A 16,633-nucleotide genomic window follows, 5' to 3' on the forward strand; every position below is an offset into this window, starting at 1 on the left:
CCCGCCGTCGTGCGGGCCGGGCGGGGTGGCGCCGATGGTCTCTGCCTCGGGCCCGGTGGCGGGGACGGACCCGGCGGCAGCCTCCGCTTCACGGCCGGAGACACCGACGGTCTCCGCCTCGGAACCCGACGCACCGACCGTCTCCGCCTCGGAACCCGAGACACCGACCGTCTCCGCCTCGGCCCCCGAGACACCGGCCGTCGCCACCTCGGATGAGGTCTCCACTTCGGACCCCGACAACGTCCGGGCCCCCGACTCCGGTTCCGGCCGCCCAGCACCGGAGTCGGAATCGCCCGTGTCCGGAACCGTCCGCTCCGCAGGGGGCGCCCACGGGTCCTGCCGCTCCCGCTCGCCGGGCGTCTGGTCTGCTTGCTCGGACATCGCCGTTCCCTTCACATCCGCACGTCACGCCATGCTACGGCGCCCCCTCTGGCGGTCTCCGCCCGCCCGATCCCGGGTGCACGAACCCTGCCCGTACCCCCACACCTACGATGATCCCGACGAGAAATCCCCAGAACCCTGCGGACCGCGTCGCAACAGCACCGCAACCCATCGCATCGCACCGCATCCGGAGGACGCCGTGACCGTGACGGATCTGACCCCCTTCATCGCCGGGCTGCCCAAGGCCGAACTGCACGTGCACCACGTCGGCTCGGCCTCGCCCCGTATCGTCGCGGACCTCGCCGCCCGCCACCCGGACTCAAAGGTGCCCACCGACCCCGAGGCGCTCGCGGACTTCTTCACGTTCACGGACTTCGCCCACTTCATCGAGGTCTACCTCGCCGTCGTGGACCTGGTGCGCACCCCCGAGGACGTACGGCTGCTCACCTTCGAGGTGGCCCGTGACATGGCCCGCCAGAACATCCGCTACGCGGAGCTCACGGTCACCCCGTACAGCTCGGTGCGCCGGGGCATCGACGAGCGCGCCTTCATGGAGGCGATCGAGGACGCGCGCAAGGCGGCCGAGTCCGAGTTCGGCACGATCCTGCGCTGGTGCTTCGACATCCCGGGCGAGGCCGGTCTGGAGTCCGCCGAGGTGACGGCCCGCCTCGCGACGGACGACGCGCTGCGCCCCGAGGGTCTGGTCTCGTTCGGTCTCGGCGGGCCCGAAATCGGCGTACCGCGCCCGCAGTTCAAGCCGTACTTCGACCGTGCGCTCGCCGCCGGTCTGCACTCGGTCCCGCACGCGGGCGAGACCACGGGCCCGGGCACCATCTGGGACGCCCTCAACGAGCTCGGCGCCGAACGTATCGGCCACGGCACCAGCTCCACCCAGGACCCGGACCTGCTCAAGCACCTGGCCGAGCACCGCATCCCGCTCGAGGTCTGCCCGACGTCCAATATCGCCACGCGTGCGGTGACCACGCTCGACGAGCACCCCATCAAGGAGATGACCGGGGCCGGCGTGCTCGTCACCATCAACTCCGACGACCCGCCGATGTTCGGCACGGACCTCAACTCCGAGTACGCGGTGGCCGCCCGGCTGCTCGACCTCGACGAACGGGGCATCGCGGCCCTGGCGAAGAACGCGGTGGAGGCCTCGTTCCTGGACGCGGAGGGCAAGCACCGCATCGCCACGGAGATCGACACGTACACGGAGCAGTGGCTCGCTCCCTGATCCACCGAACTCTGGTGCCGGGGCGGGTGGTTGCGAGAGGCTCTCACCCATGCGGGGACGGGGACTCGGACATCGGCTGCTCTGTCTGCTGGTCCTGACCGGACTGGCGTTGCTCGCCGCTTGCGGCTCGGCACCGGATGCGCAGCCCGGCCCCACCGTGTCGAAACCCATGTCGAAGTCACCCGGCTGCACCGACCAGCCGGAGCTCACCGGAGACGGCCATCTCGACTGGTCCGGCGGAACCGGCCGGTTCCAGCTGGCGATGCGCGGGAGCGACTGTCCGGCGGGGGTCCCGGCGCAGCTTGTCTTCTCCATCGCCTACGGCGTCACACCGGACGGCGCGAAGTTGGAGTTCCGCGAGACGACAGACTCGGCCTGGCGACGTATACCGCTGCACATGGTCGACCCGGGCGAGTCCGATCCGGTCGAAAGTTCCGTGCTCCCGCTCGCCTTCGAGCCGCACGAAACCAAGACCTACGACGTCCGGCTCACTTTGGACCGACCGCCTGAAGATGTCCGCGCCTTCCAGATCGTCGCCGGTCTGTCCGCGACGGCCGGCGCCAAGCGGTGGTGGGAGTCGGACCTCGTGTTCCAGTACCACTCCGGGCAGAGTGTCGAGGTCACCGCGCCCGCGTCGCTCACGCCACGAGGTGGCTGGGCCGAGTTCGAGGTCGAGGTCCGCAACAACGCGCCACGGCAGCGGCTGCGGCTGGACCTCGCGACGAACTCGTACGGCAGCGATGTCGTCCACGAGACGGCGGAGTTCGAACAGTTCCTCGCCGGGCGCTGGGTCCCGTTGGCCGGAGATTTCCCTGCCACAGCTGACTTTTCACTGGCCGAGGATGCGCACAAGCGGTTCCGGTTCCGGCTCCGCATCGAAACGATCAGCAACAGAGAGAGCGATTCCTTCGGGGTGTCGGCCAGGCTGCATCTGGTGGGTGAGTCTCCGGGGAGGACTCCGCTCGCCTTCGACGGCAAGCCCGTCAAGCTGGTTCTGCCGACGTTCGCCGTGAAGCCGACGAAGCCGTTCCGCAAGAAGTCCGGCGCCTGGGGCGAGCTCCGCTTCACGGTCGAGAACCGGACCGGTGTGCCGTATCCGCCGCTGCATGTGGAGTTCTCCATGGCTCCGGACCCTCCGCTCGGACGGATGGAGTACCGGGCCGAGGACTCCGACGAGTGGATCGAACTGCCCACCACCGAGCATGACCATCGAGTGACGTTCCCCGTCTCCCGGGGGCCGGTGCCGGACGGCTACCGGAAGTCCTACCTCCTGCGTGTGACGATGGACCACGCCCCGGATCAGCACTTCAACTGGTGGGCCGCACTGGGCGACGCGGACGTCGCAGGAAGCGTCGCGGGCATCGACGGCAAGTACTAGTGGCGCGTGTCCCGCGGAACGTGGCTGCGCGCCCCCTAGGGGCCACCCCCGAAAACTCCAGCACGCCGGGCCCCCGCCACCCCAGGGTCCCCCCAGGGACCGCACCCTCCGCAGCGATGATCCGCCGGCGTCGCATGATCAGCAGGATGAGAGGCGTCAACAACAAGTGCACCAATTCCGGTGCACCAACGGCCTCTTGGAGCTCACAGCATGCGCGCTTCCCTGCGTACGACCGTCGCCGCCGCTCTCGTCCTCGGCCTCGCCGCCGGCGGCACCCTCGCCTCTCCGGCCTTCGCGGACGGCCGCCCCGCGGCCGACACCGCCACCGCCACGCAGTCCAGCGGTCCGGATGTCGAGGCGCTCGAGACCGCGCTCGAGGGCCTGCCGGACCAGCAGGCCACGGCGGCGCTGATACGGGTCGGCGGCAACGGCACCTGGCAGGGCGTCGCGGGTGTCAGCAATCTCAGGACCGGAGCACCGGCCAGAGACAACGTCCGCTTCCGCGCCGGCTCGACCACGAAGATCGTGACCGCGGCGCTCATCCTGCGGCTGGTCGCGGACGGCACGCTCGACCTGGACGGCACGGTCCAGGAGTACCTGCCGGACCTGCTCCCCGCGGGCACCTTCGAGCCCATCACCGTACGGCAGTTGCTCAACTACACCAGCGGCCTGAAGCCGGGTGCCGCCCTCGGCGAGACGGACGAGGAGCTGTACGCGAACCGCTTCGAGACGCTCACGCCCCAGGAGGTCGTGGCGGCCTCCGCGGCGGCGGGTCCGCTGCACAAGCCGGGTGAGTACCAGCGGTACTCCAACATCCACTACACGGTGCTCGGCCTGATCATCGAGAAGGTCACCGGCGACACGTTCGCCCATCAGGCGGCCCAGCGGATCTTCCGCCCGCTCGGCATGCGCGACTCGTACTTTCCGGGCTCCGACCCGAGGATCCGCGGCCCGCACCACCGCGGATACCAGGAGATGAACGGTGAACTCGTCGACGTCACCGAGTGGAACATGACCGACCGTTTCGCCGCCGGCGACATGATCTCCTCGGCCAGGGATCTGGAGCGCTTCATGGTGGCCCTGTTCCGCGGCCGGGTCGTGCCCGAGCCGCAGCTGAAGGAGATGTTCACGCGCCCGGCGGTGGACGACATCGAGACGGGTGAGCCTGCCACCATGGCGGCCGGCCTGGAGCGGTTCAAGGTCAACGGCAAGGTGGTCTGGGGCAAGACCGGCGCCCGGCCCGGATTCCACACGGTCATCGCCGCGACCCCGGATCTCTCCCGCACGGTCGTCTACTCGGTCAACGCCACCGCCGCCCACCAGGACGGCGGCCCCCTGGCGATGCGCTTCGCGTTCCCGGCGTTCAACCAGTGACGGAGCCGCTCCCGGCCCTCATGTCGACCAGCTGCTCGAACACGAACTCGTGCTTCAGGAACGAGACGTCGTACTCGCCGCCCGGATACGGCGGGATCAGCTGGGCGGCCTGGATCAGGCGCCAGCCGTCGAGGAGGGCCGCCACGCCGGTCTCGTACGGGGGTTCGTCGCTGTCGCCCGTGGTCGGGGAGGTACGGCCGGTTCCGTCGTAGCGGGACCAGCCGACGACCGGGGAGTCGAGGGCCGAGTCGGAGAGGTAGAGGACCAGCACCCGTTGCCGCAGCACAGGCACGGGGGGCGTCGTGTCGAGGGTCATGCGGCGTCCTCCTCGGAGCGGGCGGGGGCGGGGGCGGCAGCGGGCCGGTTGGTCACGCGGGTGACCCACGGGTCACCGAGGTCGAAGGTGTCGTCTCCGGTCAACTCGCGCCACAACAGCACCCGGTTGTACCGCTCGAGGCGGCCCGCGGCCTGCTCGTACCAGGGGAAGTGCACATCCAGTTCGGTACGCACCCGCGGGTCGTGCAGGTCCGCGGTGTCCCACAGGAGCCGTTGCCGCTCCCGGGGAGCGAAGCGGATCTTGAACATGTAGCGGACGGTGTCGCTGTCGTTGCGCCGGCCCCCGTGCCACAGTCCGTGGTGCAGGAACACCACCGTGCCCGCCGGGCAGACGAGGCGGTCCTGGCCGCGCAGGTTCTGGTAGCGGCCGGTGTCGGTCTCGTTGGTCCGCCGCAGATGGCTGCCCGGCACGCTGAGGGTGCCGCCCATCTCCAGGGTCACTTCCTGCGGGTAGTACATGAGCTGGACGTCGAAGGCGTCCCGCCGGACGTCGATGATGGCGTCCGCGTGCAGCGGCTGGGCCTCGCCTCCGTGCGGTTCGCGGATGTGCACGGCGTGGTGGTCGACGACCGGCTCCCCGCCCACCAGACTGTGCAACGCCCCTGCCACCTGCGGCAGTTCGAGCAGCCGCTGAGCGAACGACCCTTGTGCGTACGCCTGGGAGACCGGCGTTCCGTACGGCACGGGCGCCATGCCCCGCGCGAGCACCCGCAGCGCCTCGGCGTTCATCTCCTCCGGTACCACCGCGTCGAGCCGCAGCGAACCGCGCGCCACGAACCGCGCCATCTGGACCGAACTGAGCAGCGCACCGCCCGGTTTCTTCGTCACCTCGGTTTCCGTCATGACGCACACGCTAGGAGCGGTCGTACGGGGAGCGGGTGGGTCGCGTTCACCGTCCGGTGGTCGATTCTCACCCTCGTGCCAGGCGCTCCCGCCCACGCCGGACACCCCGCTCATGCCACAGGCTCCCCCGCTCCCCGCTAGGCGCCCCTGATGGCCCGCGGCGAAGCTCCGAGCTCGCGGCGGCAGGCCTTGTTGAACGCCTGGAGGTCCGGGATACCGACCGTGGCGGCGATCGCGGGGATGGACAGAGTGCTGGCCCGCAGCAGGTGCCGGGCCCGCTCCATGCGCCGGGCCCGGACGTAGCCGACCACCGTCTGCCCGGTGGCCGTACGGAACAGCCGGGTCAGATGGTTGTGGGAGACGCCGGCCTCCTTCGCGATCTCGGACACGGCCAGCGGCTGCGCAAGGCGCTGCTCGATCAGCTCCACCGCGGCGGCCACCGCGGGATGCGGCGCCCGTGCACCGCGGCCCTGCGGCGGAGCGAGCCCGGCCACCCGCCACAGCGCGGCCCACACCTCGGCCACCGCCCGCCCGCGCGTGTGCGGCCACGCGGCGAGCGCCTGCCGCAACTGCCCCTCGAGCGCCACGGTCTGGGCCCCCGCATGCTGCACGGCCGGCACGTCCCGCGGGTCACCGCCCGAGCCGAGCCGCAGATGGACGTAGAGGTGTTCGGAGCGGCCGCGGTAGCGGTAGCGGACCGGCGTGCCGGGCGGCACGAGACTGACGGAGCCGGGGCGCAGCACGTGCCCGGTGCCGCCCACGGTCAAGTCGGCGGTGTAGTCGTACAGATGGAACTGCCACAGATCGGGCAGCAGGAAGTCGTCCACCTGCCCGTCCGTACCGTGGACTCCGATCCCGATCGCCACCGGCTCGGGCGGCTCGTCGAGCCGGACGGGAACCGTCTGGACCACGCCCCGCTCCTTCCGCTCAGCCGGCCACGGCCGCCGCGGGGCGGTAAGCCCCGGTCAGCGTCTCGAGCCGCTTGATCCGCCGCCACACCACGTACAACGGAATCACTCCGAACACCCCGAAGGCCATGTCGATCACCGACCACCAGAGGGGAATCCCCCGGATCGGTCCGCAGATCAGCGCCAGCGGAATGATCCCGGCACAGGCGATCATGCCGAACTCGATCACCCAGATGTTGCGCACGGGATCGCGGTACGGCCCGTAGAACGCCACGGCGATGACGAGGTGGGCGAAGGCCAGCCAGTCGGTGCCGTAGAGGAGGAACGGGTAGTCCGCGTCGGCCGTGTCCAGGCCCTGCCTGACCCGTTCCATCCACTCCATGAGGGCGGGCAGGTGGTCACCGACGGACAGCCACCTCAACAGGTCCTCGGTCCAGCGCAGTTCATGCACCAGCGGGAAGGCCGTGGCTCCGCTCAGCACCAGACACACGACGAAGAAGACCAGCCACGCACGGATGCCCTTCAGGAGGGCGGCTCGCTCGCTCATGGCAGGAGCGTACGCCCCCGTTGAACACGTTCAAAAGTGGGGTCCCGCCTGCCCCGACCGCAGATGGACTCGGCTGTCAGGGGGCGAGCCTGTCGCACCGCACCGGACGTGATGCCTCCACTTAAGGTGCGTCCATGGCCGAGGGCAGCACACCGCGAGCGGAGACGTATGAGGATGCCGATGCGCTGCGTGAGCGGCTCAAGGAACGTATCTACGCCTCGATTTCCCTGCTCGCCGTACTGGTCGCCCTCGCGCAGGGCGGCCATTCCACGCACTGGGCAGTGGTGGCGTCCGTCGGCGTCACCGCGCTGGGCCTGTGGCTGGCCACGCTGATCGCGGATCTGCAGTCGCTCCCGGTGGCCCACGGCAGGCTCCCCCACATCGCCGAGATCCGGCACATGTTGTTCACCAGCAGCCCGCTGCTCACCACCGCCATCGGCCCGCTCCTGATGACCGGGCTGTCCGCGGTGGGACTGATGGGCGTGACCACAGCGCTGTGGATCTCGGTCGCAAGTGAGCTCACGACCCTGGCGGCGTGGGGGTTCGCGGGCGCACGGCGCATCGGCGCGGGACTGCTCGGCGGCCTGGTCATCGCCGGGCTCAACGCCACGCTCGGCCTTGCCGTGGTCGGCGTGAAACTGCTCGTCGCCCACTGACACCGTGGACCGGACTTTGCCCTCAGAGCCCCACGATCCCGTTCCACCTCTTCGCCAGCTCCGGCCGCTCATCGGGCGTGATGTCCCGGGCGATCGCAAGGCGGGAACGCATCGCGTCGTCGGGGAAGATGAGCGGGTCCTCGGCGAGCGCCGCCGTCTCCTCGTCCTTGGAGTTCGCCAGGACGTCGCGGGCCGCCGGGACCGGGCAGACGTAGTTGACCCACGCGGCGAGTTCGGCCGCGACCTCGGGGTCGTAGTAGTGGTCGACGAGCAACTCCGCGTTGGCCTTGTGGCGGGCCAGGTTGGGGATCATCAGGGATTCCGACCAGAGTTCGGCGCCCTCCTCGGGGATGAGGAACTCGATCTCCGGCTTGTCCGCCTGGAGCTGGATCACATCGCCCGAGTACGCCTGGCAGGCGAGCACATCGCCGCTCTCCAGGTCCTTGAGGTAGTCGTTGCCGGTGAAGCGGCGGATGTGCCGGGAGTCGACGAGCTTCTCGACGCGGTCGCAGACGTTGTGGAAGTCGTCCGCCTTCCAGCGCGTGATGTCCACGCCTTCGCCCTGCATGAGCAGCGCGAACGCCTCGTCCAGACCGGACAGGAGAGTGACCTTGCCCTTCAGGTCGTCCGCCCACAGGTCGGAGACCGAGCGCAGCTCGCGGCCTAGGGCCTTGCGGTTGTACGCGATGCCGGTGATGCCCGACTGCCAGGGCACGGTCGACATGCGGCCCCGGTCGAAGTGCGGGTCGCGCAGGAGCGGGTCGAGGTACTTGGTGACGTTGGGCTGGCGCGAGCGGTCCATCTCCTGGACCCAGCCGAGCCCTACGAAACGGGCGCACATCCAGTCGCTGATGACGATCAGATCGCGGCCGGTCTCCTGCCTGTTGATCAGGGACGGGCTGATCTTGCCGAAGAACTCGTCGTTGTCGTTGATCTCCTCGGTGTAGCGCACGGAGATCCCGGTCCGCTCCTCGAAGGCCGCGAGTGTGGGACGGAGCGACTCGGCCGCGCCCTCGCCGTCGGCAGCGGTGTCGATGTACAGCGGCCAGTTGGCGAAGGTCAGCTTCTTCTCGCTCGCCGAACGGTCGGACGCGGCCCGGTCCTCGGGCCCGATGTACGCGGCCTGCACCCCGCACCCGGCCAGCGCACCCATGGCCGCGCCACCACCGAGGGCACGCAGCAGGTTACGGCGGGACAGCTGGCTGACGCTTCGGTTCGTACGCACCCACGCAGCTTCTCCCGGCCCGTGGGCCCGGGCAATGGACGGGGCGTCGAGCGGTGGGCCCCTGACCCGACACCCTGTCCAGCGGGGCCTCATGACGAGACCGCAGGAAGGTTCACCTCCACGTCCAGACCGCCCTCGGCGCGCGGCCACGCGCGTACCTCTCCCCCGTGTGCCGAGGTCACCGCCGCGACGATGGAAAGACCGAGGCCCTGACCGCTGTCGTTGCCGCGCACCCGGTCGGGTCCGAGGCGGCGGAACGGCTGGAACAGACCGGCGACCTGATCGGCCCTGATCACCGGACCGCTGTTGGAGATCCGCAGGGTGGGGCGCCCGTCCCGCAGGCCGGTGCGCACGCTGACCCAACCCCCTTGCGGCGCCGGACTGTTATGGCGTACGGCGTTGTCACGGAGGTTGGTCACCAGGCGTTCCAGGAGCTGGGCGTCGCCGAGGACCGGCGCGGCGTCGAGCCGGGACTCCACCCGCAGGCCCTCGCCGGCGGGCAGCAACTCCCCTACCAGCAGCGCCAGATCCACGCACTCCCTGCGCCGCAGACCGCCCTGGCTGCGCGCCAGCGTGAGCAGGGCGTCGATGAGGCGCTCCTGCTGGCGCCCCGCCGAACGGACCCGGTCGAGTGCGTCCCGCAGGGCGTCCTGATCCGCGCCGGGGTCCGAGAGCGTGATGTCGATGACGGCCTGCTGGAGCGTGAGCGGGGTGCGCAGCTCGTGCGAGGCGTTCGCGACGAACTGGCGCTGGGCCGCGAAGGAGTCCTCCAGACGGGCGAGCAGCTCGTCGAAGGTGTCGGCGAGCGTCTTGAGTTCGTCGTCAGGACCGCGCACCGCGAGCCGCTCGTGCAGGTTGTCCGCCGAGATACGGCGGGCGCCCGCGGCCATGGTGCGCAGGGGCGACAGGACACGCCCGGCCACCAGCCAGCCGAGCAGCAGGGACGCGGCGGCCATGACGGCGAGCGCGAAGGCCGACCGTACGAGGAGATCGTCGAGCTGGTCGTCGCGGGCGCCGGCCACCTGCTCACCGATGACCCGGTCCAGGCCCTGCTCACCGCCTGGGAGCCCCTGGAGCGCTTTCGGCACCTGCACCGATTTCTGTACGTAGTCGGCGGGCGCGACCTGCGAGACGAGGAGGTAGGTGGAGCCGAGCAGCAAGGTTCCCGCGACGATGAACAGACCGCTGTAGAGCAGGGTCAGCCGCCAGCGGATCGTGCGCGGGAACGCGCCGCGTACATGGGTGAGTACGAACCTCACAGCCGGTACCCCGCCCGCTCGACCGTCTCGATCACCTGCGGTTCGCCGAGCTTGCGGCGCAGCCTGCTGACCGTGACCTTCACAGTCTGGCTGAACGGGTCAGCCGCCTCGTCCCAGGCCCGTTCGAGCAGTTCCTCGGCGGATACGACGGCGCCCTGCGCGGCCATCAGGAGTTCGAGGACGGCGAACTCCTTGGGGCTGAGCGCCAGTTCGCGCCCAGCACGGCGGGCCGTGCGCCTGGCCGGATCGAGTCGGAGCTCGCCGTGGACGAGGACGGGCGGAAGGGCGGGCTGGGCGCGGCGGGCCAAGGCGCGGATACGGGCGACGAGTTCCGCGAACGCGAAGGGTTTGGCCAGATAGTCGTCGGCGCCGAGCGCGAGCCCTTCGACCCGGTCGGCGATCCGCCCGGACGCGGTGAGCATCAGGACGCGGGCCCGGCTGCCGCCCCGGACCAGCGCGGCGCACACCTCGTCGCCGTGCAGTCCGGGCAGGTCGCGGTCGAGGACGACCACGTCGTACCCGTTGATCTCGGCCCGCTCGAGAGCGGTGAGCCCGTCGAAGGCCAGGTCGACCGCGATGCCTTCGCGGCGCAGTCCCCCGGCGACCGTCTCGGCCAGCTCCACATGGTCGTCGACCACCAGCACGCGCATGTCCGCAGTGTCGCGGCGGAGCGGTTACGGGGGCGTAAGTGAGGGCCGCGTAAGGAAGGGCTGGTCAGCCCGGCCCGTGGGCTGTTCCCGTGCCGTAACCGCCCGCGCGCTTGGCTGACTTCAGGCGCCGCCCGATGGCGCGCACTCCCACCACCCCGACCGCAGGAGGACTTCGATGAACGAGCCCGTGACCGCCGAGCCCGGGACGCCGCCCGAGCCCAGGCCCGCGCGCACCCGGCTGCGGCGGTTCACGATCGCCGGCGCGCTGCTCTCCGCCGCCGCCCTCGGCACCGTCTTCTCCGTCCAGGCCATGGCATCCGACGGCAGCACCCCGCCGGGATACGAGCGGCCGAATCCCCCCTCGGACTCCGGCGAGGGGCCCGACACCCACGAACTGGGCTCCGACGTGGTCCGCGAGCGCGGGGGCCGGTTCGCGATGGTGCTCATAGTCAAGGGCGCCGACGTCGGCAAGGCGAAGGAAGGAGCCACGGACTTCTCCGCCTGTATGCGCGACAACGGACTGAGCGAGTTCCCCGAGTTCAAGGTGTCGGACGCGGGGGACGGCCACATACGCCTTGAACTGGACGGCAAGTCCAAGCAGTTGGAACCGTTCTCGGCCGCGTACAAGAAGGCCTACAAGGCCTGCGCGCCGATCATGGAGAAGGCCGGCGTACCGCTCCCGGACCAGCCCGTGCCGCCCGGGAAGCCCGGCAAGCACATAGACAAGGAAAAGGGCCCCCTGCTGCACAAGGAACTGGAGGACGGCGGACAACTCGGCACCACCGAGAGCGCCTGACGTCCCACGCACCGAAACGCCGACGGGCGGCCCCGCACCCTTCTGCGGGACCGCCCGTCGGGCGAAAGCAGCCGGGCCTCAGCCCAGCGACGTCATCACGTGCTTGATACGGGTGTAGTCGTCGAACCCGTACGCCGAGAGGTCCTTGCCGTAACCGGACTTCTTGAACCCGCCGTGCGGCATCTCGGCGACCAGCGGGATGTGGGTGTTGATCCACACGCAGCCGAAGTCGAGCACCTTGGACATGCGCATCGCGCGCGCGTGGTCCTTGGTCCACACCGAGGAGGCGAGGGCGAACTCGACGCCGTTCGCGTACTCCACGGCCTGCTCCTCGGAGGAGAAGGACTGGACGGTGATGACCGGTCCGAACACCTCGCTCTGGATGATCTCGTCGTCCTGCTTGAGGCCAGAGACCACGGTCGGCGCGTAGAAGTAGCCCTTCTCGCCGACCCGGTGGCCGCCCGCCTCGACGCGCGCGTGCGCCGGGAGGCGGTCGATGAAGCCGGTGACCTGGGCGAGCTGGTTGGGGTTGTTCAGCGGACCGTAGAGCACGTCCTCGTCGTCCGGCATGCCGGTCTTGGTGTCGGCCGCCGCCTTGGCGAGGGCCTGCACGAACTCGTCGTGGATGGACTCGTGCACGAGCACGCGGGTCGCGGCGGTGCAGTCCTGGCCGGCGTTGAAGAAGCCCGCGACGGAGATGTCCTCGATCGCCTTGGCCATGTCGGTGTCCTCGAAGACCACGACGGGCGCCTTGCCGCCGAGCTCCAGGTGGACGCGCTTGAGGTCCTTGGACGCGGACTCGGCCACCTGCATGCCGGCGCGCACCGAACCGGTGATGGAGGCCATCGCGGGCGTCTTGTGCTCGACCATCAGGCGGCCGGTGTCGCGGTCGCCGGTGACGACGTTGAAGACACCCTTCGGGACGATCGAGCCGATGATCTCCGCCATCAGGACGGTGGACGCGGGGGTGGTGTCCGAGGGCTTGAGGACCACGGTGTTGCCCGCGGCGAGCGCCGGGGCGAACTTCCATACGCCCATCATCATCGGGTAGTTCCACGGTGCGACCTGCGCGCAGACACCGATCGGCTCCCGGCGCACGATCGAGGTCAGACCCTCCATGTACTCGCCGGCCGCGCGGCCTTCGAGCATCCGGGCCGCGCCCGCGAAGAAGCGGATCTGGTCCACCATCGGCGGGATCTCTTCGGAGCGGGTGAGCCCGATCGGCTTGCCGGTGTTCTCGACCTCGGCCGCGATCAGCTCCTCGGCCCGCTCCTCGAAGGCGTCGGCGATCTTGAGCAGGTACTTCTGGCGCTCGGCGGGTACGAGGTCGCGCCACGCGGGGAACGCGGCCGCGGCCGACTCCATCGCGGCGTCGACGTCGGCCTGGCCCGACAGGGGCGCCGTCGCGTACGCCTCGCCCGTGGCCGGGTTCACGACCTCGGTGGTGCGGCCGTCGGCCGCGTCCCGGAATTCGCCGTTGATGTAGTTCCGCAGACGACGCAGTTCGGTGCTCACTGCCCGGCCTCCCATGGTGGTGCTTGCCTGTCCAGTACGTGAGACCACCACCCTAGTCCGACGACCGACGCTTTCGACATACCTCTCAGGTCACAACTACGGAATCCGCGTGATCGGCACCCTCAAACAACGAATTTCATCGCTCAGGCCTTGCAAGAACGACGACCTGTCCTGCACAGTGGGGCCGTGGCCAGTCGCAGCGCAGAAAACAGATCGGCACCGACGCCGAACGGTGTGGACGCCGTCTCCCTGGCGATCATCGAGCAGCTCCAGCAGGACGGACGCCGCCCGTACGCAGCCATCGGCAAGGCCGTGGGCCTGTCCGAGGCAGCCGTGCGGCAGCGGGTGCAGAAACTGCTCGACCAAGGCGTGATGCAGATCGTCGCCGTCACCGACCCGCTCACCGTGGGCTTCCGGCGGCAGGCGATGCTCGGCATCAACGTCGAGGGAGACCTCGACCCGGTCGCCGAAGCACTGACGGCCATGGACGAAGTCGAGTACGTGGTGCTCACCGCGGGGTCCTTCGACCTGCTCGCGGAAGTCGTCTGCGAGGACGACGACCACCTGCTCGAAGTCATCAGCAAGCGGATCCGCACCCTTCCCGGTGTGCGCTCCACCGAGAGCTTCGTCTACCTCAAGCTCAAGAAGCAGACCTACCAATGGGGATCCCGATAACCATGGGCCAAGGCACCAAGGACCTCTCCAAGACCGCCTACGACCACCTGTGGATGCACTTCACCAGGATGTCGTCGTACGAGAACGCGCCCGTGCCGACGATCGTGCGCGGCGAGGGCACCTACATCTACGACGACAAGGGCAAGCGCTACCTCGACGGGCTCGCGGGCCTGTTCGTGGTCAACGCGGGCCACGGGCGCGTGGAGCTGGCCGAGACGGCGTTCAAGCAGGCGCAGGAGCTGGCCTTCTTCCCGGTCTGGTCGTACGCCCACCCCAAGGCCGTCGAGCTCGCGGAGCGCCTGGCCCACCACGCTCCCGGCGACCTCAACAAGGTCTTCTTCACCACCGGCGGCGGTGAGGCGGTCGAGACCGCCTGGAAGCTCGCCAAGCAGTACTTCAAGCTCAAGGGCAAGCACACCAAGTACAAGGTCATCTCGCGTGCGGTCGCCTACCACGGCACCCCGCAGGGCGCCCTGTCCATCACCGGACTCCCGGCCCTGAAGGCCCCGTTCGAGCCGCTGGTCCCCGGCGCGCACAAGGTGCCGAACACCAACATCTACCGCGCCCCGATCCACGGCGACGACCCCGAGGCCTTCGGCCGCTGGGCCGCCGACCAGATCGAGCAGGAGATCCTCTTCGAGGGCCCCGACACCGTCGCGGCCGTCTTCCTGGAGCCGGTGCAGAACGCCGGCGGCTGCTTCCCGCCGCCGCCCGGCTACTTCCAGCGCGTACGCGAAATCTGCGACCAGTACGACGTGTTGCTGGTCTCGGACGAGGTCATCTGCGCCTTCGGCCGGCTCGGCACGATGTTCGCCTGCGACAAGTTCGGCTACGTACCGGACATGATCACCTGCGCCAAGGGCATGACCTCGGGCTACTCCCCGATCGGTGCGTGCATCATCTCGGACAGGATCGCCGAGCCGTTCTACCAGGGCGACAACACCTTCCTGCACGGCTACACCTTCGGCGGCCACCCGGTCTCCGCGGCCGTCGGCCTCGCCAATCTCGACATCTTCGAGAAGGAGAAGCTGAACCAGCACGTCCTCGACAACGAGGGCGCGTTCAAGGCCACCCTGGAGAAGCTGCACGACCTGCCGATCGTCGGCGACGTCCGCGGCAACGGGTTCTTCTACGGCATCGAGCTCGTCAAGGACAAGGTCACCAAGGAGTCCTTCACGGACGAGGAGACCGAGCGCGTCCTGTACGGGTTCCTCTCCAAGGCCCTGTTCGACAACGGCCTTTACTGCCGCGCCGACGACCGCGGCGACCCGGTGATCCAGCTCGCGCCGCCGCTGATCGCCGACCAGTCGACCTTCGACGAGATCGAGCAGATCCTGCGCACCGTGCTCACGGAGGCGTGGACCAAGCTGTAGTACCCGCTGCAGGACCCGCTCTTCGGCCCGGGTGCCCCGTTCGAGTGAGAACAGGGGTGCCCGGGCCGCGCGTTATCTGCTATGTCCTGGTTCGTCCCTACGGTTCGTGTGACCGATCGGCCGCAGGCCTCGTTCCCCCTTACGGGGTACGGGACTTAGCGGCCTTTCACCCCGGCCCACACGACAGAACCGAGGTGTACGCCATGGTGGCCCCGCCGGACAACAACGTGCTCTGGGCCCGCGCCCTGCACGTGACGCACAACGGCTCCCCCGCCCTCACCGGTGTCTCCGTGGAGGTGCGCGAAGGCGAGATCCTCGCCGTCGGCGGTCCGCGCGGCTGCGGCAAGACGACCCTGCTCCAGTGCCTGTCGGGACAGCTGCTTCCGCAGCAGGGCGAGGTCTGGTTCAACTCGACGCCGGTGCACACCATGGGCCCGCTCGTACGGGAGCGGCTGCGGCGCGACCGCTTCGGCTGGATCGACCCCGAGCCGGCGCTCGTGCCCGAGCTGACCGCGTGGGAGAACGTCGCGCTGCCGCTGATGCTGCGCAAGGTGCCCAACCGCCCGGCGCGCAAGGCCGCTTCGGAGTGGCTCGAGCGCCTCGACATCGGCGCCTGCGCACGCAAGCGCCCGCACGCCCTGCTCCAGGCCGAACGGCAGCGCGTGGCGATCGCCCGCGCCCTGGTCACCGAGCCGACCGTGCTCTTCGCCGACGAGCCGACCGCTCCCCTGCACCGCGCGGACCGCGCCCAGGTGCTGCGTACGCTCACGACGGCGGCGCGCTCGCACGGCATCACGGTGGTGCTCGCCACGCATGACGCCGAGGTGGCCACGCTCGCCGACCGTACGGTGCAGCTGCTCGACGGGCGCAGGGTCAACTCGCTGCGGATGCCCGGGCCTTCGTCCGGCCTCCTCGCGGCCCCGGCCGCTGTCGCGACCCCGGCCGACCCCTCCGCGGAAGGGACGGCGTGCTCGCTCTCCGTCTAGCCCGCGGCGCCCACCCTGTCGTACTGCTCCGCCGGCTCGCGGTCGCGGCCGCCGCCGGCGGCACGGGCTTTCTGCTCCTGTGCACGATGGGCTATGCCCTCGGCCACCCCGACGCGGGCCGCGCCTCGGTCCTGCGCCTGTTGTGGTGCCTGCCGCCGCTCGCCGCGACGGTGCAGCTCGCTGTGGCCGTCGCGCGCACCGATCCCGGAACCCGTCCGCACCAGGGCCTCTCCGCGGTGGGCCTCGGCCCCAACCGGCTGATGGTCCTCGCGGCGGTGAACACCCTGGTGTCCTGCACGCTCGGCTCGATGCTCGCGCTGCTGTTCTTCCTGCATCTGCGGGGAGATCTCACCGGCCTCCCCATGGACGGCGATGCGGCCGAACTCCTGGGCGCGGGCCAGTCGTTGCCCCTCGTCGCGGTCCTCACCCTGCTCGCCCTCGTCCCGCTCGCGGCCTCCGCCGCAGCCGCCGTCGTGCTGCGCCCGCGCCGGCTG

At 70.0% G+C, this 16,633-nt stretch carries 16 protein-coding genes and 2 pseudogenes; 9 read left to right on the top strand and 9 right to left on the bottom strand.

Annotated elements, in window-relative coordinates; all coding sequences use genetic code 11:
• Positions 1 to 381: pseudogene (locus ABT367_RS35550) on the bottom strand (hypothetical protein); the annotation flags it as partial.
• 205 nt (positions 382 to 586) lie between these two features.
• Here ABT367_RS35550 and ABT367_RS35555 point away from each other — a divergent pair.
• The 3 genes from ABT367_RS35555 (at position 587) to ABT367_RS35565 (ending at position 4,370) form a co-directional block, all read left to right on the top strand.
• Positions 587 to 1,618 carry an adenosine deaminase gene (locus tag ABT367_RS35555; protein ID WP_352257419.1) on the top strand — a complete coding sequence of 344 codons (1,032 nt, stop codon included), beginning with the start codon at positions 587 to 589 and terminating at the stop codon, positions 1,616 to 1,618.
• Between the two features lie 49 nt (positions 1,619 to 1,667).
• Positions 1,668 to 2,996 (top strand): hypothetical protein, encoded by a 1,329-nt coding sequence (locus ABT367_RS35560; RefSeq protein WP_352257420.1) that lies wholly within the window; start codon positions 1,668 to 1,670, stop codon positions 2,994 to 2,996.
• A gap of 210 nt (positions 2,997 to 3,206) precedes the next feature.
• A complete protein-coding gene (locus ABT367_RS35565) occupies positions 3,207 to 4,370 on the top strand; it encodes a serine hydrolase domain-containing protein (protein ID WP_352257421.1) in 1,164 nt (387 codons plus the stop codon).
• On the opposite strand, the gene ABT367_RS35570 is transcribed toward ABT367_RS35565, so the two are convergent.
• The 4 genes from ABT367_RS35570 to ABT367_RS35585 all read right to left on the bottom strand — a co-directional run bounded on the left by ABT367_RS35570 (position 4,360) and on the right by ABT367_RS35585 (position 7,004).
• A complete protein-coding gene (locus ABT367_RS35570; RefSeq protein WP_352257422.1) occupies positions 4,360 to 4,686 on the bottom strand; it encodes a hypothetical protein in 327 nt (108 codons plus the stop codon). The genes ABT367_RS35565 and ABT367_RS35570 overlap by 11 nt on opposite strands.
• Positions 4,683 to 5,549, bottom strand: coding sequence for a phytanoyl-CoA dioxygenase family protein (locus tag ABT367_RS35575; RefSeq protein ID WP_352257423.1), 867 nt, complete (start codon positions 5,547 to 5,549; stop codon positions 4,683 to 4,685). Before ABT367_RS35575 ends, ABT367_RS35570 begins: the two co-directional genes overlap by 4 nt.
• Before the next feature lie 137 nt (positions 5,550 to 5,686).
• Complete coding sequence (locus ABT367_RS35580; protein WP_352257424.1) at positions 5,687 to 6,460, bottom strand: helix-turn-helix transcriptional regulator; 774 nt, start codon at positions 6,458 to 6,460, stop codon at positions 5,687 to 5,689.
• Between the two features lie 16 nt (positions 6,461 to 6,476).
• Positions 6,477 to 7,004 (bottom strand): hypothetical protein, encoded by a 528-nt coding sequence (locus tag ABT367_RS35585; RefSeq protein WP_352257425.1) that lies wholly within the window; start codon positions 7,002 to 7,004, stop codon positions 6,477 to 6,479.
• Positions 7,005 to 7,138: 134 nt separating this feature from the next.
• Between ABT367_RS35585 and ABT367_RS35590 the strand changes: the two genes are divergently transcribed.
• Positions 7,139 to 7,660 carry a hypothetical protein gene (locus tag ABT367_RS35590; RefSeq protein ID WP_352257426.1) on the top strand — a complete coding sequence of 174 codons (522 nt, stop codon included), beginning with the start codon at positions 7,139 to 7,141 and terminating at the stop codon, positions 7,658 to 7,660.
• A 22-nt stretch (positions 7,661 to 7,682) separates the two neighbouring features.
• Here ABT367_RS35590 and ABT367_RS35595 read toward each other — a convergent pair whose 3' ends face one another.
• From ABT367_RS35595 to ABT367_RS35605, 3 genes are all read right to left on the bottom strand, one after another.
• Positions 7,683 to 8,813 (bottom strand): ABC transporter substrate-binding protein, encoded by a 1,131-nt coding sequence (locus ABT367_RS35595; protein WP_352257434.1) that lies wholly within the window; start codon positions 8,811 to 8,813, stop codon positions 7,683 to 7,685.
• A gap of 161 nt (positions 8,814 to 8,974) precedes the next feature.
• Positions 8,975 to 10,144: a sensor histidine kinase gene (locus ABT367_RS35600; protein ID WP_352257427.1), complete on the bottom strand. Its 1,170-nt coding sequence runs from the start codon at positions 10,142 to 10,144 to the stop codon at positions 8,975 to 8,977.
• Positions 10,141 to 10,794, bottom strand: a complete 654-nt coding sequence (locus ABT367_RS35605) for a response regulator transcription factor (RefSeq protein ID WP_352257428.1) — start codon at positions 10,792 to 10,794, stop codon at positions 10,141 to 10,143. The genes ABT367_RS35600 and ABT367_RS35605 overlap by 4 nt, the downstream gene beginning before the upstream one ends.
• Before the next feature lie 175 nt (positions 10,795 to 10,969).
• Here ABT367_RS35605 and ABT367_RS35610 point away from each other — a divergent pair, with 175 nt between their 5' ends.
• Entirely contained in the window at positions 10,970 to 11,590 is a 621-nt protein-coding gene (locus ABT367_RS35610; RefSeq protein WP_352257429.1) for a hypothetical protein, read from the top strand.
• 78 nt (positions 11,591 to 11,668) lie between these two features.
• Here the strand turns inward: ABT367_RS35610 and ABT367_RS35615 are convergent, their stop codons facing one another.
• Complete coding sequence (locus tag ABT367_RS35615; RefSeq protein ID WP_352257430.1) at positions 11,669 to 13,105, bottom strand: gamma-aminobutyraldehyde dehydrogenase; 1,437 nt, start codon at positions 13,103 to 13,105, stop codon at positions 11,669 to 11,671.
• Between the two features lie 186 nt (positions 13,106 to 13,291).
• Here ABT367_RS35615 and ABT367_RS35620 point away from each other — a divergent pair, with 186 nt between their 5' ends.
• From ABT367_RS35620 to ABT367_RS35635, 4 genes and pseudogenes are all read left to right on the top strand, one after another.
• Positions 13,292 to 13,780 (top strand): Lrp/AsnC family transcriptional regulator, encoded by a 489-nt coding sequence (locus tag ABT367_RS35620; RefSeq protein WP_352257431.1) that lies wholly within the window; start codon positions 13,292 to 13,294, stop codon positions 13,778 to 13,780.
• A 2-nt stretch (positions 13,781 to 13,782) separates the two neighbouring features.
• The gene (locus tag ABT367_RS35625) at positions 13,783 to 15,153 is read left to right on the top strand and encodes an aspartate aminotransferase family protein (RefSeq protein WP_434975611.1); all 1,371 of its coding nucleotides are present in this window, start codon (positions 13,783 to 13,785) and stop codon (positions 15,151 to 15,153) included.
• A gap of 203 nt (positions 15,154 to 15,356) precedes the next feature.
• Positions 15,357 to 16,139 carry an ABC transporter ATP-binding protein gene (locus ABT367_RS35630; RefSeq protein ID WP_352257433.1) on the top strand — a complete coding sequence of 261 codons (783 nt, stop codon included), beginning with the start codon at positions 15,357 to 15,359 and terminating at the stop codon, positions 16,137 to 16,139.
• Positions 16,121 to 16,633: pseudogene (locus ABT367_RS35635) on the top strand (hypothetical protein); the annotation flags it as partial. The gene ABT367_RS35630 and the pseudogene ABT367_RS35635, both read left to right, overlap by 19 nt.

The sequence above is a fragment of the Streptomyces mesophilus genome (assembly GCF_040300965.1).
Classification (GTDB): domain Bacteria; phylum Actinomycetota; class Actinomycetes; order Streptomycetales; family Streptomycetaceae; genus Streptomyces; species Streptomyces mesophilus_A.